This is a genomic window from Pseudomonas sp. GW822-FHT01E03 (assembly GCF_058802985.1).
In genome coordinates this window covers 287,688-307,808 of record NZ_JBXAOQ010000004.1, presented here as the reverse complement: position 1 = coordinate 307,808, position 20,121 = coordinate 287,688, and the positions used below count along the sequence as shown (strand labels likewise).

Sequence of the window (20,121 nt, the reverse complement as noted above, 5' to 3'; positions counted from 1 at the left end):
ACCTACGAAGTTATGGCGATTTAGTCTTGGTCCGTGGGAAATCAGTACTCGCCATTAATCTTTCGTGAACATACTCCTCAAATTGTTCGGCTGGCAGTGGCGGGGAAAACAGGAATCCCTGGTAGGTCTGGCAGCCATGCTTGACCAGAAAGATGCGCTGAGCTTCTGTCTCCACACCTTCTGCAATCACCGAAAGCCCCAATATCTGGCTCAGGCTCACAATCGCGCAGGCGATGGCGGCGTCGTTGGGATCAACCAGCACATCTCTGATGAAGGACTGATCGATCTTGAGTTGATCCAGCGGAAGGCTCTTCAGGTATGACAGTGACGAGTAGCCGGTTCCGAAATCATCCAGCGAAAGGCCTATGCCGATCTCTTTCAACTCGATCATTTTGGCGACAGTACCTTCCATATCCTCTATCAGCAGGCCTTCGGTCAGTTCCAGTTTCAATTTCTTCGGATCGGCCCCCGTGTATCTCAGTACTTGCAGTACCTCCTCGACGAAGTCCGGATGGTGAAACTGGCGGGCGCTGACATTCACAGCCATACCCAGTCGGGCGGTTTCCGAACGCTTTGCCCAGGCAACCAGCTGAGTGCAGGCTGCCTGCAGCGCCCAACGGCCTAATGGCAGAATCAACCCTGTTTCCTCTGCCAATGGAATGAACTCGCCTGGAAACACGACTCCGCGCTCAGGATTCCGCCATCTCATCAGTGCCTCTGCGCCAATGATACGGCCCTCACTATTCACCTGCGGCTGGTAATGAAGAAGGAATTCGTTGTCCTGCAAGCCTTGGCGCAAGTCTACTTCCAGTCTGGCGCGTGCCGTGGCAACCGCCTGCATTTCCGGATCGAAGAAGCGCATGGTATTGCGGCCCGCCGCCTTGGCGCGATACATCGCCAGGTCAGCGCGCTTCAGAATATCGTCCGCTGTGCTCAGTTGCCCCTGGAACAGCGCAATGCCGAGGCTGGGGGTGCTGTGGTGCTCATATCCATCCAACTGGTAGGAAATGTTCAGAGAGTTGAGAATCTTTTCGCCAATAGCCTTGGCCTGGATAGCTGCTTCTGGAGGATTCTCATTAAGGCCATCCAGCAGGACGACGAATTCGTCTCCGCCCAGGCGAGCCACGGTGTCGCTCTCGCGTATGCAGCCGCAAAGGCGCAGAGCAACTTGCTGCAGCAACATGTCGCCTCTGTCATGCCCCAGCGTGTCGTTCAGTGCCTTGAAGTTATCCAGGTCAATGAGAATTATCCCGTTCGTATGCAGGCTACGGGCGCTGCCCGCCAGCAGATGCTGTAACCGGTCCAACATGAGCCGCCTGTTGGCCAGCCCGGTCAACTGATCGTAGAAGGCCAAACGCTGGACCTCTTGCTCAGCGGTCTTACGGTGGGTGATGTCAGTATTGATCGACAGAACGGATTGCGGCTGGCCATCATCGTCTCGCACCAGGGTTCGATGACTTTCGAGCGTGATGGTGCAGCCATCCCGGCGTCGAAGTGTAACTTCGTCCGCCCAGTCACCCGTTTCTATCAGGCTGTCAGTGGCCGCATTGAAAGCGGCGCTACCCTGGTAGATCAACTCCTGTGCCGATTTGCCGAGTGCCTCTTCCTTTGACAGACCGTAGAGACGCTCGGCACTTTTGTTCCAGTACAGGATGCGGTTATCCATCCCGTGAACGACAATGGCGTCCTGGGCCTTGTCCAGCAGCGATGCTTGCTGGCGGGCCTGCTTCTCGCTTTCGCGCAGCACTGCCAGATAACCTTCCCTTTCGGCTGCTTGCGACTCCATTTCGCGCCTGATCTTGCCCCCGTAGATAACAGCCGCACTGACCATCAGTAGCACGAACACCATGATCGCGTATTCGACCCGGCGCAGTTCTTCGACCGACTCAAGCTCCTCCTCCAGGAGCTTGCTTTGAATCAGGCCAACGCGATCCCGCACGGTACTGAGTGAGGCGAGCAACAGGGCAAACTTCCTGTCCATCGTTGCCATGCGTTTGCCGGCATTGTCCGACTGCCCCTCCCTGAAGTAGGAAAAGATCAGCAAGGCCTCGTTCACCATTTCGACCATCGCGGCATCAACTGCACCCACCTCATCCTTCAATGCAAGGGTAAAGGCCTGTATATCTGCACTGTGTTCAGCCTCATTGGCGATCCGTACTTCCAACTGTTTTTTGGCCATTGCCAAATGCTCGTTGAAGGCGCGCAAGGCTTCATTCATGTTCCGCGATTCGGCTTCAACATTATGTGTATCGAACACATTATTGCCCGGCGCATTGACTGTGGAAGCCAGGCTGCCCAGCGTTGAATAGCTCGACAGCTGTTGGACCCACGACTGGTTTGCCTTGATGGAGCGGTGATAGGTATCGACGATCAGGTGATTCAATAGCACGCTCAGCACAACAACCAGCACGTCGAATCCCGCAAGAAAAAAGTACATGCGGTGCCATTTGGTCGAGCGCGGCTTATTTGAACTGGTGGGTATGGCTTGCTTTGCGGCGGTTTTATTCCTGAAAAAATCCATTTCACAATCTCCAAACATAATCCTTCTAAATTGACCAATAGAAGCGGTATTCGGAAACCAATTGACCTTTTGTGCCGCCACCTGAACCTGAGAACACACCGCACGTAGCATTAGCCAAATTTTTTCTCTGTTCTGGATTCACGCTGGTTTTCGTGAGCGAAGCTCCCGGGTGTCGTTGCGCATTTGCGCCCCTGAACTGGATGCTTCATGCAGAATAGTCGGGTTACACAGGGCACGTTGCGGGTCATTTCCGCGCAGCCTGCCGGACTGCCTGATCAGCTTCGACAGCAGACCAAGCATAGCCACTAATTTGCCATTATTCTGTTCGCCGACTGCTCCAGGTCGGTAGCAGCCCTTGACGGTCGGCAGCTTTCGGCTGTGGATTCAACCGGTCGATGCAACACAGCTAAATTCTGTGTAGGCAGAAGGAGTGTTGCAGGCTTGCTCTGCTGTGAAATTGTCACTGGCTGAACCCGTCCCTGCTATCTACGACATGCGCCGTTGCCGCCTGATACCGGTGCGGCAGATACGTTTCAAGCAGCTCCAGCCATGCTTTTCGCTCGCATCACCCTTGGTTCCGGGATGGCCGAATGACTGCCGCGACACGGCAAGGCTTTACTGCACCTTATCGTGCAGACCTGACAGCAGCGTTTGATTCACTCTTCGAACCAAATTCTCCCAAGCAAGGCAGGTAATGTCGGCAGTTGACCGTCATAGACTAACCTCCACCTCTGACGAACGCTCAAATGAAGGGTTGCCATGGGTTTGCAATGAGGCAGATTGGCAGTCACTCACTCGTTCCACGCGTAAAAAAATACGTGAAAAAAGTTAGATTAGATAAGTGACTGACTTATGGAAGATAAAACAAATGTAACTGTTAACAAGGCTCCGGAAGTCGTGAGTCAACCGATCGGGCCCGACGCACCGAGCCATGCCGCTCAACAGCGTCAGCGTGCCGGCCATCTGGCCCAGGCCGTACGCAAAGAACTGCAAAAAGCGGTGATTGGCCAGGACAGCGTGATCGACGACGTCCTGACGGCACTGATCGCCGGCGGCCACGTGCTGCTCGAAGGCGTGCCGGGTTTGGGCAAGACCCTGTTGGTGCGCGCCCTCGCCCGCTGCTTCGGCGGCGAGTTCGCACGCATCCAGTTCACCCCGGACCTGATGCCCAGCGATGTCACCGGGCATGCCGTATATGACTTGCAGACCGAGCAATTCAAACTGCGCAAAGGGCCATTGTTCACCAACCTGCTACTGGCCGACGAGATCAACCGTGCCCCTGCGAAAACCCAGGCCGCGCTGCTCGAGGCCATGCAGGAACGGCAAGTCACCCTCGAAGGCCAGGCATTGCCGATTGCGCAACCGTTCATGGTGCTCGCCACGCAAAACCCGATCGAACAGGAAGGCACTTACCCCCTGCCGGAGGCTGAACTGGACCGCTTCATGCTCAAGGTGCGCATGGATTACCCCGACGCCGAGCAGGAGCTGGACATGGTGCGTCAGGTCAGCCGCTCGACCCGGGCCGACATGCTTGATGTCCAACCGATGCGCACGTTATTGCAGGCCAGGGATGTACTGGCCCTGCAACGCATCGCCAGCGACCTGGCACTGGACGACCAGGTGCTCGATTACGCCGTGCGCCTGGCCCGTTCCACCCGCAACTGGCCTGGTTTGATCCTCGGCGCCGGCCCACGCGCATCCATCGCGCTGGTGCGATGTGCCCGGGCCCGGGCGCTGCTGCGCGGCGGTGAGTTCGTGATTCCGGATGACATCAAAGGCTGCGCCCTGGCCGTGCTGCGCCATCGTGTGCGCATCGCGCCGGAGCTGGATATCGAGGGTCTGGATGTCGATCAGGTGCTCCAGCAGTTGCTCGACCAAGTGCCGGCGCCGCGCCTGTGAAACCCTCGCGCCTGGTGCTCGTCTGGCTGTTGATCCTGCTGGCCTGCACCATTGTGTCGGGCACTTTGGTGGCATTGGAGGTCTCGGTTCCGACGAATCTCATGGCGATCAACTGGGGGTTGCTGCTGGCGCTGCTGGCCCTGGCACTGCTGGATGCGGTGTGCGTGAAGCGCCTGCCGTCGCCCCGGCTGAAACGCCAGATACCCGGCAGCCTGGCGCTGGGTCGATGGAGCGAGGTGCAACTGACGGTCGAACACGACTTTGCGCAACCGCTGAAGGTACAAGTCTTCGACCATGTGCCACCGGGCCTGAGCTTCGAAAACCTGCCGCTGACGGTCGAGCTGCAACCCGGCCAGCACAGCCTGGCCGGTTATCGCCTGCGCCCGCTCAAGCGCGGCCACTTCAGCTTCGAACACTGCGAAATCAACCTGCCAAGCCCCTTGGGCCTCTGGTCGGAAAGACGCTTGCTCGACCTGCCCGACGCCACCCGCGTCTACCCCGACTTCGCCCGTCTCTATGAAGGGCAATTACTGGCGGTGGACAACTGGCTCAGCCAGCTTGGCGTCCGCCAGAAACAACGGCGGGGCCTGGGACTGGAATTCCATCAATTGCGCGAATTTCGCGAGGGCGACAGCCTGCGCCAGATCGACTGGAAAGCCACCGCACGCCAGCGCACGCCGATTGCCCGGGAATATCAGGACGAACGCGATCAGCAAATCATTTTCATGCTCGACTGCGGCCGGCACATGCGCAGCCAGGATGATGAGCTGTCGCACTTCGATCACGCCCTCAACGCCTGTTTGTTGCTCAGCTACGTCGCTCTACGTCAGGGCGACGCCGTGGGCCTGAGTACTTTTGCCAGCGAACAGCCGCGCTACCTCGCGCCGGTAAAAGGCACCAGCCATCTCAACACCCTGCTCAACACCGTCTATGACTTGAACAGCAGCCAGCGCAGCGCCGACTATCAAGCCGCGGCCACGCAACTGCTGGCACGGCAAAAACGCCGGGCACTGGTGGTGCTGGTGACCAACCTGCGCGAAGAGGACGACGATGAATTGCTGCCGGCCGTCCACCGTCTGAGCCAGCAGCATCAGGTGCTGGTCGCGAGCCTGCGCGAAGACGTGCTCGACTCCCTGCGTCAGTCACCGGTGCAGACTTTGCCCGAAGCGCTGGCCTATTGCGGGACCGTGGACTACCTGAATGCACGTGCCGAACTCCATGAGCGCTTGAACGCTCATGGCGTATTGGTGATGGATGCGCGGCCTGGTGAGTTGGGAGCAGAGTTGGTGACTCGGTACCTGGGCTGGAAGAGAACCGGACTCTGAGCCTGGGCAATCACTCACAGCCAGGTTCCCATTGATCTCACGCCGAAGCCGGCAGCGGCAGAAAACTGAAATACTGCTTCAACGCCTCTACCAGTTGCCCATACTCCGGCGGTGCCCGTTGCAGGCTGAACCCGGCGTCGAAATGTTGGGGGGTCGCGTCTTCGTGGCACCACAGGCAACAGGCCTGCAGGTCGATGATTCGCAGACCACCTTCGCTGGCGGGAATTTTCAGGCGCAGGCTGAAGTCCGCGCCGATCATCATCGGCAGCTGGCTGATCAACATCAGCCCGTCTTCGGAGACATTGCCCAGGTAGCCGATGGGTTTGCCGGTGATGCCGTTGAACACTTTCAGGAAGTACGGCAGTTGATGCCGCTCGATTCGGCGGTCAGTGAACATGTGCAATTTCGCTATGCAAGGCTCTTAAGCAGAGCCGCACTACTGCTTCGGAACGGGTATGCATGAGTCTTTGCCCGCTCTCCCCGCTTCCGGTGCGCCAGTCCTTGTAGCGCAGAGTCTTGCTTGTACCGGTCACAGGTGTTGCCCCGGTTCATCAGAGACAACGCTCTAAAACCGGTTCCCTGGACTATAGCTCACCACCGCCGGGGAGCCAGCGATCAGAGGGTTGCGGCCGTCAGAACTGCGTGGATTTTGCCGCGGCGGCACTGCGCAACGGGTAGTGACCCAGGCTTTGCAGGGTTTCCAGACGAGCTCGGGCGCGGTAGGCGTATTCGCTCTGTGGGTACGAGGCGATGATGAACTGATACGTCTGCGCCGCATCGACAAACATCTTCTGCCGTTCCAGGCAAAGGCCGCGCATCATCGATGCTTCCGGCCACACATAAGGTCGCGCCCGGCTTTCGCGCTCGACCTTGGACAGTTCAAGCATGACTTGCTCGCAATTGCCCCGGTCATAGGCTTTGTAGGCATTGTTCAAATGATGGTTCATCGACCAACGGGTGCAGCCCGTGACGCTGAGGGCGCTGATGGCAAGGGCGGCAATGAGTACGCAACGCATGGGAAAATCTCCTGTCATGAACGCTGTATCGACCCATGGTCGGAAATCTTCAGGCTGCCGGATGCAAAGTTGCGCGGTTCTATAAAGAAGGCAATAACCAGGTTCTTCGAAAAAACCAAGCTCTTCACGAAAAGTAGTGCATACGAACAATGACTACACCTTCGGAGCATAGTAGCCTCACTCAGCGCTTGAACTCAGGAGTCTTTGCATGTCCGTCCGTCGTACCAAAATCGTCGCCACCCTTGGCCCGGCCAGTAACTCGCCGGAAGTTCTCGAACAGCTGATTCTGGCTGGCCTGGACGTCGCCCGCCTGAACTTCTCCCACGGCACCCCCGACGAGCACAAGGCTCGCGCGAAGCTGGTGCGTGACCTCGCTGCCAAGCACGGCCGCTTCGTCGCCCTGCTGGGTGACCTGCAAGGCCCGAAAATCCGTATCGCCAAATTCGCCAACAAGAAGATCGAGCTGAAGATCGGTGATCAATTCACCTTCTCCACCAGCCATCCTCTGACCGAAGGCAACCAGCAAGTGGTCGGCATCGACTACCCGGACCTGGTCAAGGACTGCGGTGTGGGCGACGAGCTGCTGCTCGACGACGGTCGCGTGGTGATGCGCGTCGATACCGCCACCGCCACCGAACTGAACTGCACCGTGACCATCGGCGGCCCGCTGTCCGACCACAAAGGCATCAACCGTCGCGGTGGCGGCCTGACCGCTCCGGCCCTGACTGAAAAAGACAAGGCCGACATCAAGCTCGCCGCGGAAATGGAAGTCGACTACCTCGCGGTATCCTTCCCGCGTGACGCCGCCGACATGGAGTACGCCCGTCAACTGCGCGACGAGGCCGGCGGCACTGCCTGGCTGGTGGCGAAGATCGAACGCGCCGAAGCCGTGGCCGACGACGAAACCCTCGACGGCCTGATCAAGGCGTCCGACGCGGTGATGGTTGCCCGTGGTGACCTGGGTGTGGAAATCGGCGACGCCGAGTTGGTGGGCATCCAGAAGAAAATCATTCTGCACGCACGCCGCCACAACAAGGCGGTGATCGTGGCGACCCAGATGATGGAGTCGATGATCCAGAACCCGATGCCGACCCGCGCCGAAGTGTCCGACGTAGCCAACGCCGTGCTCGACTACACCGATGCCGTGATGCTCTCGGCCGAAAGCGCCGCTGGCCTGTACCCGCTGGAAGCCGTTCAGGCCATGGCGCGTATCTGCGTCGGTGCCGAAAAGCACCCGACCAGCAAGACCTCCAGCCACCGCATCGGCAAGGAATTCCAGCGCTGCGACGAAAGCATCGCGCTGGCGACCATGTACACCGCCAACCACTTCCCGGGCGTGAAGGCGATCATCGCCTTGACCGAAAGTGGCTACACCCCGCTGATCATGTCGCGCATCCGCTCCTCGGTGCCGATCTACGCGTTCACCCCGCACCGCGAAGCCCAGGCTCGCGCGGCAATGTTCCGTGGCGTGTACACCATCCCGTTCGACCCGGCTTCGCTGGCGCCGAACGAAGTCAGCCAAAAGGCTATCGACGAGCTGGTCAAGCGCGGCGTGGTACAGAAAGGCGACTGGGTCATCCTGACCAAAGGCGACAGCTACCACACTACCGGTGGCACCAACGGCATGAAGATCCTGCACGTTGGCGACCCGATGGTCTGAGTGACCGCATGCTGAAAAACGAAAGCCCCGCCATGTGAATGGCGGGGCTTTTTGCATTCTGATCCGATAGTTGTGTTGTTCAGGCTGGCCTCATCGCGAGCAAGCTCGCTCCCACAGTAGAATTGTGTACACCAAACCATTGTGGGAGCGAGCTTGCTCGCGATGGGGCCGGCCCAGTCAGCGAAAGATTCAATGCCGCTTGATGAACCCCGTCAACGCCGCCAACGCCTCCGGCGACCGCAGCCGCTGGGTAAACAACGCACCCTCCTCTTCAATCACCTTGCGCAACAGCTCCCGGTCCGGCGCTTTCATCAATTGCTTGCTGATACGCACTGCTTCCGGCGGCAGCGACTCGAATCGCAACGCCATCTCCCGCGCCCTGGCCAAGGTTTCTTCGCCACTGCCCAAGGCTTCGGACGCAATACCCCACGCGGCAGCCTGCTCCCCATTGAAACCTTCACCGAGCAGCAACAACTCCGCCGCCTTGGCCTGCCCGAGCAGACGCGGCAGGATCAGGCTGGAACCGAACTCCGGGCAAAGACCAAGGTTGACGAACGGCATGCGCAGGCGGGCGTCGCGGCTGACGTACACCAGGTCGCAATGCAGCAACATGGTCGTACCAATGCCCACCGCCGCTCCGGCCACGGCGGCGATCACCGGTTTGCGGCATTCGAGCAAGTTGAGCATGAAATGGAACACCGGACTGTCGAGGCTGTTCGGCGGTTGCTGGATGAAATCGGCGATGTCGTTGCCGGCGGTGAAGCATTCGGCAGAGCCGGTGATCAACACGGCGTTGATATTGGGGTCGCTGTCGGCCTGTTTCAGCGCCTCGGCCAAGTGGCTGTACATGGCGCGGGTCAGGGCGTTTTTCTTGTCCGGGCGATTCAGGCGCAGGGTCAACAGGCCGCGTTCGCGTTCAACTTGGATGGCATCGGTCATGGCAGGTCTCGCGTCTGAAAAGTCAGCGCTCAACCACGGGGCAGGAACACATCGGCCAGCAGTTGATTGCGCGGCAATCCCGCCAGGTACAGGCGCCGGGCAAAGGCGTCGACACTGTCGGGGCCTCCGCAGAGTAAGGCCAGGGTTTGCCGGGAAACAAGCCGCAGTTGCGCCAAAGCCGCTGGCAACTCGGCCGGGGTCCACAGTTCGACACTCAGGTTCGGACGGCTGGTTGCCATGGCGTGCAGGGGTTTGGCCAGGTAGTGCTCATCGGTATCATGGGCCAGGTGGATGACGCGGATGGTGCCTTGATGATCCTGGCGCAATGCTTCGCGCAAGACACCAAACAATGGCCCCAATCCGGTGCCGGCCGCCATCAACCACAACGGCCGGGCGTGCCAGTCAGGGTCATAATGCAAGGCACCGCCGCGCAGTTCACCGAGACGGATCGGATCGCCGATGCGCATTTGCCTGGCGGCATCGCTGAATTCCCCGGGCGTGCGGCAATCGAGATGAAACTCCAGAAAACGGTCTTCCTGCGGCAGGCTGGCGAGGGAATACGGCCGCGCCACGCTGCCCGCCCACAACACCAGGTGCTGCCCGGCGCTATAACGCAACGGTCGCTGGGGGATTACCCGCAAGCGCAGCACCGTGGTAGTCAGCCAATCGACCGCCGCGACTTCGGCCGGATGACCATCGGTTTGCGGGTCGAAGGCGTGCACCTGCAAGTCCTCGACCACCTGGCACTGGCACGCCAGCCGCCAGCCTTGTTCACGCTGCTGCGCACTCAAGGCATCGGGGCGGCTGTCGTTCGGCAGGCCCCGCACACACTGCACCAGGCACGCATGACAACTGCCGGCGCGGCAACTGTAAGGCACTGGCACACCGTTCTGATTCAGTGCATCGAGCAGATTGCTGCCCGCCGCCACCGACCAATGGCGCTCGCCGACCCGCAGCTCAGGCATCGACGTTCTCCCACGCTGCCGCGCATCGGTTGCGGCCGTCACGCTTGGCGCGATAGAGCGCCTGATCGGCCTGCTGCAACGCATCATCGAGGTCGTCACCCAATTCCAGCAGGGTCATGCCGGCGGACAGGCTGAGGTTGCGTACATTCAGACCAATCAGCTCGACATCGGTGAACGCGATGCGCAGCCGTTCGCAGCACGAAGTCAGACTGTCGGCATCGCAATCGGGCAGCAGCACCACGAACTCTTCGCCACCGTAGCGAGCCAGTACGTCACCGTCACGCAGGCACGCGCTGGCAACGCCGGCAAAGGCTTGCAGCACCTGATCGCCGGCAGCATGACCGTGCAGGTCGTTGATGCGTTTGAAATGGTCGAGGTCGATCAGTGCCAGGCCATGCACGACACCGGCGTCCATGGCGTTCAGCTCGCGTGACGCCAGGCGCAGGAAATGCCGACGATTGAACAGGCCCGTGAGCTCGTCGGTGGCCACCAGGTCTTCGAGCTGGCGCATCATCCCGCGCAACGTGTCCTGGTGCGCCTGCAAGGCAAAACGCCGCTGGCGCATGCGTTGTCGCGAGGCCTGGACATAGCGGGCATACAGCACCAGCCACACCAGCACGATGAACAGCACACAGACCTGCAACACCGCCATGGCCGGGTCAGGCAGCTGGAAGTGGTAGCCCTCCCACAGCGTGATCGCACTGAAACTCAAAAACACCAGCAGCGCGCATCGTACTAAAGACCGGCGAGACAGATGGAACAGGCCGAACAGCAGGATCAGCACGTAAAACACCAGAAACGCGCCCCGGGCTTCGTCCAGATGGGCAATCAGCCAGGTTTGCCAACCCAGCCCCAGCAACACTTGTGCCTCGGTCAGGCTGGGGTCGGTGAAGCGCAGGTTGCAGCCGCTGTAGAACACCGCGAACAGGATGGCCTGACTGATCACTACCAGTGCGCTGCCGATGGCGACACTGGAAAGCGGCGCGTTGTAGTGACCGGTAAAAAACGCCAGCCACAGCAACAGCAATGCCAGGGCATAGGTGCCGGCCGCGAGGGCGAAACGTTTGAGCAACAGGCGCTGGATGGCGTTTTGGGTCAATCGTTGATTCACCAAATGAAAGGAGACTGACAGAGCGTCCTACTCTACAGACCGAATGTCACTTTAGTGGCGTGGCCGATAAATGACCATTCAATTTTCGGGATCGACGGTCGAGCCTTGCGCGACCCTGTGGCGAGGGGGCTTGTCGGACCGCCGCATCGCCCCGTTGGACTGCAGAGCAGTCCCGGTAACAGACAGGTCGTTGTGTCAGGCGGATTGTTTTCACCGGTATTGCGGCTGCTTCGCAACCGAACAGGGGCAAGCCCCCTCGCCACAAAAGCCACGCACTCCTCTTGCAGCTTCACACTTGCCGCTTGCAGCTGCTTCTATGCGACCAACGATTGACTGCCGGCGCGTGTGCCTGTCCGCGAGGCGCGGTATACTGCCGCGCCTTTTTAGCGTCGCGCCAGCTTGCCCGGCGTGCCTTGAAAGGTGCTTGCAACCGACCGATGCACCCAAGCTGCAAGCACCTTATTGAATGTTCCCGTCTTTTAGAGGAGCGCGACTCATGACCGTGATCAAGCAAGACGACCTGATTCAGAGCGTTGCCGACGCCCTGCAGTTCATTTCCTACTACCACCCCGTGGATTTCATCCAGGCGATGCACGAGGCCTACCTGCGCGAAGAATCGCCAGCGGCCCGCGACTCGATGGCACAGATCCTGATCAACTCGCGCATGTGCGCCACCGGCCACCGCCCGATCTGCCAGGACACCGGTATCGTCACCGTGTTCGTGCGTGTCGGCATGGACGTGCGCTGGGATGGCGCCACCATGGGCCTGGACGACATGATCAACGAAGGCGTACGTCGCGCCTACAACCTGCCGGAAAACGTCCTGCGTGCTTCGATCCTCGCCGACCCGGCGGGCGCTCGCAAGAACACCAAGGACAACACCCCGGCGGTCATCCACTACTCCATCGTTCCGGGTAACACCGTGGAAGTGGACGTGGCAGCCAAGGGCGGCGGCTCCGAGAACAAGTCGAAGATGGCCATGCTCAACCCGTCCGACTCGATCGTCGACTGGGTGCTCAAGACAGTTCCGGAAATGGGCGCCGGCTGGTGCCCACCGGGCATGCTCGGCATCGGCATCGGCGGCACCGCCGAGAAAGCTGCCGTCATGGCCAAGGAAGTGTTGATGGAATCCATCGACATTCACGAGCTGAAGGCCCGCGGCCCACAGAACCGCATTGAAGAAATGCGCCTGGAGCTGTTCGAGAAGGTCAACCAACTGGGCATCGGCGCCCAGGGCCTGGGTGGCCTGACCACCGTGCTCGACGTGAAGATCATGGACTACCCGACTCACGCCGCTTCGCTGCCGGTGTGCATGATCCCGAACTGCGCCGCCACCCGTCACGCACACTTCGTGCTCGACGGTTCCGGCCCTGCTTCGCTGGAAGCGCCACCGCTGGACGCCTACCCGGAAATCGTTTGGGAAGCCGGCCCGTCGGCCCGTCGTGTCAACCTCGACACCCTGACCCCGGAAGAAGTGCAGAGCTGGAAGCCGGGCGAAACCGTCCTGCTCAACGGCAAGATGCTCACCGGCCGCGACGCTGCGCACAAGCGCATGGTCGAGATGCTGAACAAGGGAGAAACCCTGCCGGTGGACCTCAAGGGTCGCTTCATCTACTACGTCGGCCCGGTCGATCCGGTCGGTGACGAAGTGGTTGGCCCGGCCGGTCCTACCACCGCCACGCGGATGGACAAGTTCACCCGTCAGATCCTCGACCAAACCGGCCTGCTGGGCATGATCGGCAAATCCGAGCGCGGCCCGACCGCAATCGACGCGATCAAGGACCACAAGGCCGTCTACCTGATGGCAGTCGGCGGCGCGGCTTACCTTGTAGCGCAAGCGATCAAGAAATCCCGCGTGGTGGCTTTCGCCGAACTGGGCATGGAAGCGATCTACGAGTTCGACGTGAAAGACATGCCTGTGACTGTTGCCGTCGACAGCAAAGGTGAGTCGGTACACATCACCGGTCCTGCCATCTGGCAGAAAAAGATCAGTGAAAGCCTGGCGGTAGAAGTGCAGTAAGCGCTTGGACTGCTCCAGAAAAGGCGACAGGGTTATCCCTGTCGCCTTTTTTATTGCCAAGCCATACCCCTGCAGGAGCGAGCCCGCTCGCGAAGGACGCATGGACGACACGGGCTGTCTGGTGCCCCGCGTTATCGTTGACTTCCATCGCGAGCAGGCTCGCTCCTACAAGGGCCAAGTCGCTCATGTTATCGTGCGACCCCTCCGTATTCCTTGTGTAAGCCCTGCATGTTTGAGTCATCTCGATCCCTGCGCCTGGCGCTCTATACCGTATTGATCATTGCCGGTGCTGCCATCGCGGCCACCCTGGCTATGCGCCACACCGTGCGCCAGTCAATGGTCGAAGACGCGGCTCGCGCCAATCAGCAACTGGCGCTGTATGCCACGTCCCTGCATACCCTGATCGAACGTTACCGCGCCCTGCCCGCGGTGCTGGCGCTGGACCCGGAGCTGCGCTCGGCGCTCAAGGGCAAGGTCAGTTCCGAACAGCAGGACGCATTGAACCGCAAACTGGAAAAAATCAACGGTGCCGCCCAATCATCGACCCTGGAACTGCTCGATCACACCGGCCTCGCCGTAGCGGCGAGCAACTGGCGTTTGCCCAGCAGTTATGTCGGCCACAACTACGGTTTCCGTCCCTATTTCAACCAGACCCGCACCCAGGGCACCGGGCGCTTTTACGCCGTGGGGGTGACCAGCGGAATTCCCGGCTACTTCCTCTCCAGCGCGGTCAGCGATGACGATGGCCAGTTCCTCGGCGCCATGGTGGTGAAACTGGAGTTCCCCGAACTGGAACGCGAGTGGCGCCAAGGCAGCGACACACTGCTGGTCAGCGACGCACGTGGAATAATCTTCATCGCCAACCAGCCGGGCTGGCGCTATCGCCTGCTCAAGCCGCTGAGCGACAGCGATCATGCCGAACTCAAGACCACCCGCCAGTACGACAAGCAGCCGCTGACGCCGCTTGAGTTTCAATCGTTGCGGCGCTTCGACGATAACAGCGACCTGGCTCGGGTCGACGGCCCCGACGGCAAGGCGGATTACCTGTGGGAATCCCTGCCGCTGAATACCGAGGGCTGGACCCTGCACCTGCTGCGGCGCCCACAAGTCGCCTTCGAAGACAGCCGCAATGCTGCCCTCGCCGCGGCCGGGCTATGGCTGACCCTGGTGTTCCTGCTGCTGTTTCTCAACCAGCGCTGGCGCTTGGCCAAACTGCGTCAGCGCAGTCGCGAAGAACTCGAACAGCTTGTAGAAGAGCGTACCCGCGACCTGCGCACCGCCCAGGAAGGTCTGGTGCAGTCGGCCAAACTCGCGGCGCTGGGGCAGATGTCCGCCGCCCTGGCCCATGAGATCAACCAGCCGCTCACCGCCCAGCGCATGCAGCTGGCGACCTTGCGCCTGCTGCTCGACAACGGCCGCGTCGACGACGCCTACAAGGCGCTCAAGCCGGTGGATGAAATGCTCACCCGCATGGCGGCCCTCACCGGCCACCTGAAAACCTTCGCCCGCAAGAGCCCCAGCGGTTTGCGCGAACGCCTGGACCTGGCGGCGGTGGTGGATCAGTCGCTGCAACTGCTCGACACCCGGCTGCGCGACGAACAGGTCAGCACCGTGCTGCATCTGACCCGCCCGGCCTGGGTGCGTGGCGATGCGATTCGCCTGGAACAGGTGCTGATCAATCTGCTGCGCAATGCCCTCGATGCAATGCAGGACAAGCCCTGCAAACGCCTGGAAATCCGCCTCGAAGCCGACGAACAACTATGGCGCCTGAGTGTGATCGACAACGGCGGCGGTATCGCCGAAGAGAACCTGTCCAAGGTCTTCGATCCGTTCTTCACCACCAAACCGGTGGGCGATGGCCTGGGGATCGGTTTGGCCGTATCGTTTGCCATCGTTCACGAATCCGGCGGGCGCTTGAGTGCCGACAATCATGACAAAGGTGCCGTGTTCACCGTGACCTTGCCCATCGACCTGGAGGTGCATGAACCATGCTGAACTCAGTGATCGTGGTCGACGACGAAAGCAGCATCCGCAGTGCCGTCGAGCAATGGTTGAGCCTGTCGGGTTTCGAGGTGCAGTTGTTCAGTCGCGCCGATGACTGCCTGGCGCAATTGCCCAGGCATTTTGCCGGGGTGATTCTCAGCGATGTGCGCATGCCCGGCATGACCGGCCTCGAACTGCTGGCCGAGGTGCAGCGCCGGGATGCCGATTTGCCGGTGATCCTGCTGACCGGTCACGGCGATGTACCGATGGCCGTCGAAGCCATGCGCGACGGCGCCTACGACTTCCTCGAAAAACCCTTCAGCCCGGAAACCCTGCTCGGCAGCCTGCGCCGCGCCCTCGACAAACGCCGGCTGGTGCTGGAAAACCGCGCGCTGCACGAACAGGCGGACAACCGCGCCAAACTGGATGCCACGCTGCTCGGCGTGTCCCGGGGTCTGCAGACCCTGCGTCGGCAAGTTTTGGACCTGGCAGCACTGCCGGTCAACGTGCTGATTCGCGGCGAAACCGGTAGCGGCAAGGAACTGGTCGCGCGTTGCCTGCACGACTTCGGGCCGCGGGCCGACAAGCCCTTTGTCGCACTCAACTGCGCGGCCATCCCCGAGCAATTGTTCGAGGCCGAGCTGTTCGGTCACGAAAGCGGCGCGTTCACCGGGGCGTCCGGCAAGCGCATCGGCAAGCTCGAATACGCCGACGGCGGCACACTGTTTCTCGATGAAATCGAAAGCATGCCGTTGGCCCAGCAGGTGAAACTGCTGCGGGTGTTGCAGGAGCAAAAGCTTGAACGGCTGGGCTCGAACCAGAGTATCCGCGTGGATTTGCGCATCATTGCCGCGACCAAGCCGGACCTGCTCGACGAAGCGCGGGCCGGACGCTTTCGCGAAGACCTGGCCTATCGCTTGAACGTTGCTGAGCTACGCCTGCCGCCCTTGCGCGAACGCCGTGAAGACATACCCCTGTTGTTCGAATCCTTTGCCCAAAACGCCGCCGAACGCCTGGGACGCAAATTTCCACCGTTGAGCGGCGCCCAGTTGAGTCATCTGCTGAGCCACGACTGGCCAGGCAACGTGCGCGAATTGGCGAATGTCGCCGAGCGTCAGGTATTGGGGCTCGGTGAACCGGAGCCCTTGGGCATCGAGCCCGGCCAGTCACTGGCGGCTCAGCAGGAAGCGTTCGAAGCGCAATGCCTGCGTGCGGCATTGACCCGGCACAAGGGCGATGTGAAAGCGGTGCTCGAAGAACTGCAACTGCCGCGCCGGACCTTCAATGAAAAGATGCAGCGGCATGGGTTGAGCCGGGAGATGTTTTTGCCCGAGGCCTGATTTTTGTGGTGTCTGCCCTGGCCCCATCGCGAGCAAGCTCGCTCCCACAGTGGATCTGTGTACGCCAAACATTGTGGGAGCGAGCTTGCTCGCGATGAGGCCTGTACAGGCAAAGCAACCAACCAAACCGTAAGCAATTTTCCGCCCATCACCTGCTACGAATAAGCGGATTTCCGCTCACTGAAACACTCTACCCCCTCTAAACCGGCCCTCTCCCCGTTGGCACAGCTCCTGCTATAGCCCTGGCAGGCTGCGTTTCATCGCGCTCCACAAAAACAATTAAATGAAGGATCCTTCAATGGATAACTCCAACTCCCTGCCGCTTGGGTCGGCTGCCGCGCCGGTCAAAGAAAGAACCACTTCCAGCCGCATCAAGTCGATCTTCAGCGGCTCCGTTGGCAACATGGTCGAGTGGTACGACTGGTACGTCTACGCCGCCTTCTCCCTGTACTTCGCCAAGACCTTCTTCCCCAAAGGCGACACCACCGCCCAACTGCTCAACACCGCCGCGATCTTCGCCGTGGGCTTCCTGATGCGTCCGATCGGTGGCTGGCTGATGGGTCTGTATGCCGACAAGGTCGGGCGCAAAAAGGCCCTGATGGCCTCGGTGTACCTGATGTGCTTTGGCTCGCTGCTGATTGCCCTGAGCCCGAGTTATGAAGTCATCGGCATCGGTGCGCCGATCCTGCTGGTGTTCGCGCGCTTGCTGCAAGGCCTGTCGGTGGGTGGCGAATACGGCACCTCCGCCACTTACCTCAGCGAGATGGCGACCAAGGAGCGTCGCGGCTTCTACTCCAGCTTCCAGTACGTGACCCTGATCTCCGGTCAGCTCATCGCTTTGGCGGTGCTGATTGTCCTGCAGAACTTCCTGACCACCGAGGAGCTCTACGCCTGGGGCTGGCGCATCCCGTTCGCCATCGGCGCGCTGTGTGCCGTGGTTGCGCTGTACCTGCGTCGTGGCATGGAAGAAACCGAGTCTTTCACCAAGAAAGAAAAAGCCAAGGAAAGCGCGATGCGCACCTTGATGCGTCACCCCAAGGAACTGATGACCGTGGTCGGCCTGACCATGGGCGGTACGCTGGCGTTCTACACCTACACCACCTACATGCAGAAATACCTGGTGAATACCGTCGGTATGAGCATTTCCGACTCCACCACCATTTCCGCTGCCACGTTGTTCCTGTTCATGTGCCTGCAACCGATCATCGGTGGGCTGTCGGATAAAATCGGTCGTCGGCCGATCCTGATTGCCTTCGGCATCCTGGGCACGCTGTTCACCGTACCGATCCTGACCACCCTGCACACCATTACGACCTGGTGGGGCGCGTTCTTCCTGATCATGGCGGCGCTGATCATCGTCAGCGGCTACACCTCGATCAACGCCGTGGTGAAAGCCGAACTGTTCCCGACCGAAATCCGCGCCCTGGGCGTGGGCCTGCCGTACGCACTGACCGTATCGATCTTCGGCGGCACCGCCGAATACATCGCGCTGTGGTTCAAGAGCATCGGCATGGAGACGGGTTACTACTGGTATGTCACCGCGTGTATTGCCGTGTCGTTGCTGGTGTACATCACCATGAAAGACACCCGCAAGCATTCGCGGATCGTCACTGACTGACAGATAGATCGAAGCTGGCTGTACCGGCCTCTTCGCGAGCAAGCCCGCTCCCACATTCGACCGCGTTCCTTCTGGAACAACCCGGTTAAATGTGGGAGCGGGCTTGCTCGCGAATGGAGCCGACTCGGTATCAAGCCAGCATAGTCATGACAGCCAAACCCAGGCTCGGCGATGCCACACTGAAAAATGGACAAGGGCTTCATGAAAAATCCGTCACCCAGGTAAAAGAGCCGATTAATCACGCGTTAATGCTCGCCGCCCAACCTTTAACGGCCTGATCGATTCATTGCGATGCGCTCACTCAGTCCTTGAAAGCGAAAAAGCCTGACGGCCTTAACATCCAATTAATCGATAAGTAGAAGGATTTAATTGCGAAAATTAATCGATATATCTGGCGTCTTGGCTTTTTTCCACTAAACGCCAACGAGACGGGAGTCACTACCATGAAGACCAAACTGATCCTTGCCCTGGCCCTTTCCGTACTGGCCGCCAACACGTTCGCCGCCGATGGCTACGACAAAACCGGCTCGGCCTCTTACGGCTCCGGCGCCAGCGCCGCCATCGAACGCAGCCACTCGGGCACCTATGCTTCTGACGGCTTCGATAAAACCGGTAGCGCTGAAGCTATCGGCTGATCCGGCTTCAAAACCTGTAGGAGCGAGCTTGCTCGCGATGGACTCAAGCCCGCCGCGTTCAGCCAGGGAACACGCGTAATCGTTAACGACCATCGCGAGCAAGCTCGCTCCTAAAGGGGGTGAGGTCGGGCTGGAAATCTGCGGCGCGTGCTTGCACCATGAGCGCCTCCAGCCCGCTCCGGAAATTCTCTCCAATGCCTGACGACATCCACTTCTACGAACCCGCCAACGGCCACGGCCTGCCCCACGATCCGTTCAACGCTATCGTCGGCCCGCGCCCCATTGGCTGGATCTCTTCACAGGATGCCGAGGGCCACCTGAACCTGGCGCCCTACAGTTTCTTCAATGCCTTCAACTACATTCCGCCGATCATTGGGTTTTCCAGCGTCGGGCGCAAAGACAGCCTGAACAACATCGAACAGACCGGCGAGTTCGCCTGGAACCTGGCCACGCGGCCGCTGGCCGAGCAGATGAACCAGAGCTGCGCCATGGTCGGGCCTGAGGTCAACGAATTCGAATTGGCCGGGCTGACGACCGCTGCCTCGAAGGTCATTCAGGTGCCACGGGTGGCAGAGAGCCCGGTGTCCTTCGAGTGCAAGGTCACGCAGATCATTCAGTTGCAACGGGCGGACGGCAACGTGGTGCCGAGCTGGCTGATCCTCGGCGAAGTGGTCGCCGTGCATATCGCCAAATGGCTGTTGAAGGACGGGGTATACGACACCGCCGCGGCAGAACCGATTCTGCGCGGCGGCGGGCCGGCGGATTACTTCCAGCTGGGGCCTGAGGCGTTGTTCAAGATGTACCGCCCGGGGGCGGTGAAGTGATCACCAGAGCAGGTCGGCGTCTTCTTTGACGTCCTTGAGGTGGGTCAGCTCTTTGGCCGCTGCCAGGTCGGCGTCATGGGCGGTCTTGAAGATCTGCCCTTCCAGCACTTTGTGAAAACGCGGGGCGCCGGAACCACCCAGCGCTTTGACGGCGATAGCGGCGTGGTAACCACCCTCGCCCGGTACTACAGCGGAAACAGCTTCAAAGTGTTCAAAGGCTTTACGTGCCATGTCGCGAATCCTGGCTGGTTGAGAATGCCGTCAT

Annotated in this window: 16 protein-coding genes; 9 read left to right on the top strand and 7 right to left on the bottom strand. The window is 60.3% G+C overall.

Annotated elements, in window-relative coordinates; all coding sequences use genetic code 11:
• Positions 1-10: 10 nt before the first annotated feature.
• Positions 11-2,521: a putative bifunctional diguanylate cyclase/phosphodiesterase gene (locus AC1RP7_RS10195; protein WP_489339144.1), complete on the bottom strand. Its 2,511-nt coding sequence runs from the start codon at positions 2,519-2,521 to the stop codon at positions 11-13.
• A gap of 897 nt (positions 2,522-3,418) precedes the next feature.
• Between AC1RP7_RS10195 and AC1RP7_RS10190 the strand changes: the two genes are divergently transcribed.
• Together AC1RP7_RS10190 and AC1RP7_RS10185 are read left to right on the top strand one after the other, a co-directional pair.
• Positions 3,419-4,420, top strand: coding sequence for an AAA family ATPase (locus AC1RP7_RS10190; RefSeq protein WP_493181214.1), 1,002 nt, complete (start codon positions 3,419-3,421; stop codon positions 4,418-4,420).
• Positions 4,417-5,745, top strand: a complete 1,329-nt coding sequence (locus AC1RP7_RS10185; RefSeq protein ID WP_493181215.1) for a DUF58 domain-containing protein — start codon at positions 4,417-4,419, stop codon at positions 5,743-5,745. Before AC1RP7_RS10190 ends, AC1RP7_RS10185 begins: the two co-directional genes overlap by 4 nt.
• A 37-nt stretch (positions 5,746-5,782) precedes the next feature.
• Here the strand turns inward: AC1RP7_RS10185 and AC1RP7_RS10180 are convergent, their stop codons facing one another.
• A complete protein-coding gene (locus AC1RP7_RS10180; protein ID WP_057713492.1) occupies positions 5,783-6,142 on the bottom strand; it encodes a PilZ domain-containing protein in 360 nt (119 codons plus the stop codon).
• Between the two features lie 235 nt (positions 6,143-6,377).
• A complete protein-coding gene (locus AC1RP7_RS10175; RefSeq protein ID WP_090457471.1) occupies positions 6,378-6,761 on the bottom strand; it encodes a tetratricopeptide repeat protein in 384 nt (127 codons plus the stop codon).
• Between the two features lie 208 nt (positions 6,762-6,969).
• Between AC1RP7_RS10175 and pyk the strand changes: the two genes are divergently transcribed.
• The gene (gene pyk, locus AC1RP7_RS10170) at positions 6,970-8,421 is read left to right on the top strand and encodes a pyruvate kinase (RefSeq protein ID WP_007978464.1); all 1,452 of its coding nucleotides are present in this window, start codon (positions 6,970-6,972) and stop codon (positions 8,419-8,421) included.
• Between the two features lie 189 nt (positions 8,422-8,610).
• On the opposite strand, the gene AC1RP7_RS10165 is transcribed toward pyk, so the two are convergent.
• The 3 genes from AC1RP7_RS10165 to AC1RP7_RS10155 are packed head-to-tail and all read right to left on the bottom strand — an operon-like array spanning position 8,611 to position 11,424.
• A complete protein-coding gene (locus AC1RP7_RS10165; protein ID WP_489339147.1) occupies positions 8,611-9,360 on the bottom strand; it encodes an enoyl-CoA hydratase-related protein in 750 nt (249 codons plus the stop codon).
• A gap of 29 nt (positions 9,361-9,389) precedes the next feature.
• On the bottom strand, positions 9,390-10,325 hold the full coding sequence (locus tag AC1RP7_RS10160) for an iron-sulfur-binding ferredoxin reductase (protein ID WP_493181216.1): 936 nt from the start codon (positions 10,323-10,325) through the stop codon (positions 9,390-9,392).
• Positions 10,318-11,424, bottom strand: a complete 1,107-nt coding sequence (locus AC1RP7_RS10155; protein ID WP_154909448.1) for a GGDEF domain-containing protein — start codon at positions 11,422-11,424, stop codon at positions 10,318-10,320. Before AC1RP7_RS10155 ends, AC1RP7_RS10160 begins: the two co-directional genes overlap by 8 nt.
• A gap of 508 nt (positions 11,425-11,932) precedes the next feature.
• Between AC1RP7_RS10155 and AC1RP7_RS10150 the strand changes: the two genes are divergently transcribed.
• From AC1RP7_RS10150 to AC1RP7_RS10125, 6 genes are all read left to right on the top strand, one after another.
• Positions 11,933-13,456, top strand: a complete 1,524-nt coding sequence (locus tag AC1RP7_RS10150) for a fumarate hydratase (protein WP_090457475.1) — start codon at positions 11,933-11,935, stop codon at positions 13,454-13,456.
• Between the two features lie 228 nt (positions 13,457-13,684).
• Entirely contained in the window at positions 13,685-15,451 is a 1,767-nt protein-coding gene (locus AC1RP7_RS10145; protein WP_090457477.1) for a sensor histidine kinase, read from the top strand.
• Positions 15,445-16,779 carry a sigma-54-dependent transcriptional regulator gene (locus AC1RP7_RS10140; RefSeq protein ID WP_493181218.1) on the top strand — a complete coding sequence of 445 codons (1,335 nt, stop codon included), beginning with the start codon at positions 15,445-15,447 and terminating at the stop codon, positions 16,777-16,779. Before AC1RP7_RS10145 ends, AC1RP7_RS10140 begins: the two co-directional genes overlap by 7 nt.
• Before the next feature lie 298 nt (positions 16,780-17,077).
• Entirely contained in the window at positions 17,078-18,397 is a 1,320-nt protein-coding gene (locus tag AC1RP7_RS10135; RefSeq protein ID WP_090457479.1) for an MFS transporter, read from the top strand.
• A gap of 443 nt (positions 18,398-18,840) precedes the next feature.
• Complete coding sequence (locus tag AC1RP7_RS10130) at positions 18,841-19,032, top strand: hypothetical protein (protein WP_223503938.1); 192 nt, start codon at positions 18,841-18,843, stop codon at positions 19,030-19,032.
• A 194-nt stretch (positions 19,033-19,226) separates the two neighbouring features.
• On the top strand, positions 19,227-19,856 hold the full coding sequence (locus tag AC1RP7_RS10125; RefSeq protein WP_090457482.1) for a flavin reductase family protein: 630 nt from the start codon (positions 19,227-19,229) through the stop codon (positions 19,854-19,856).
• Here the strand turns inward: AC1RP7_RS10125 and AC1RP7_RS10120 are convergent, their stop codons facing one another.
• The gene (locus AC1RP7_RS10120; RefSeq protein ID WP_150813329.1) at positions 19,857-20,087 is read right to left on the bottom strand and encodes a hypothetical protein; all 231 of its coding nucleotides are present in this window, start codon (positions 20,085-20,087) and stop codon (positions 19,857-19,859) included. It abuts the gene before it with no gap.
• Positions 20,088-20,121: the final 34 nt, after the last annotated feature.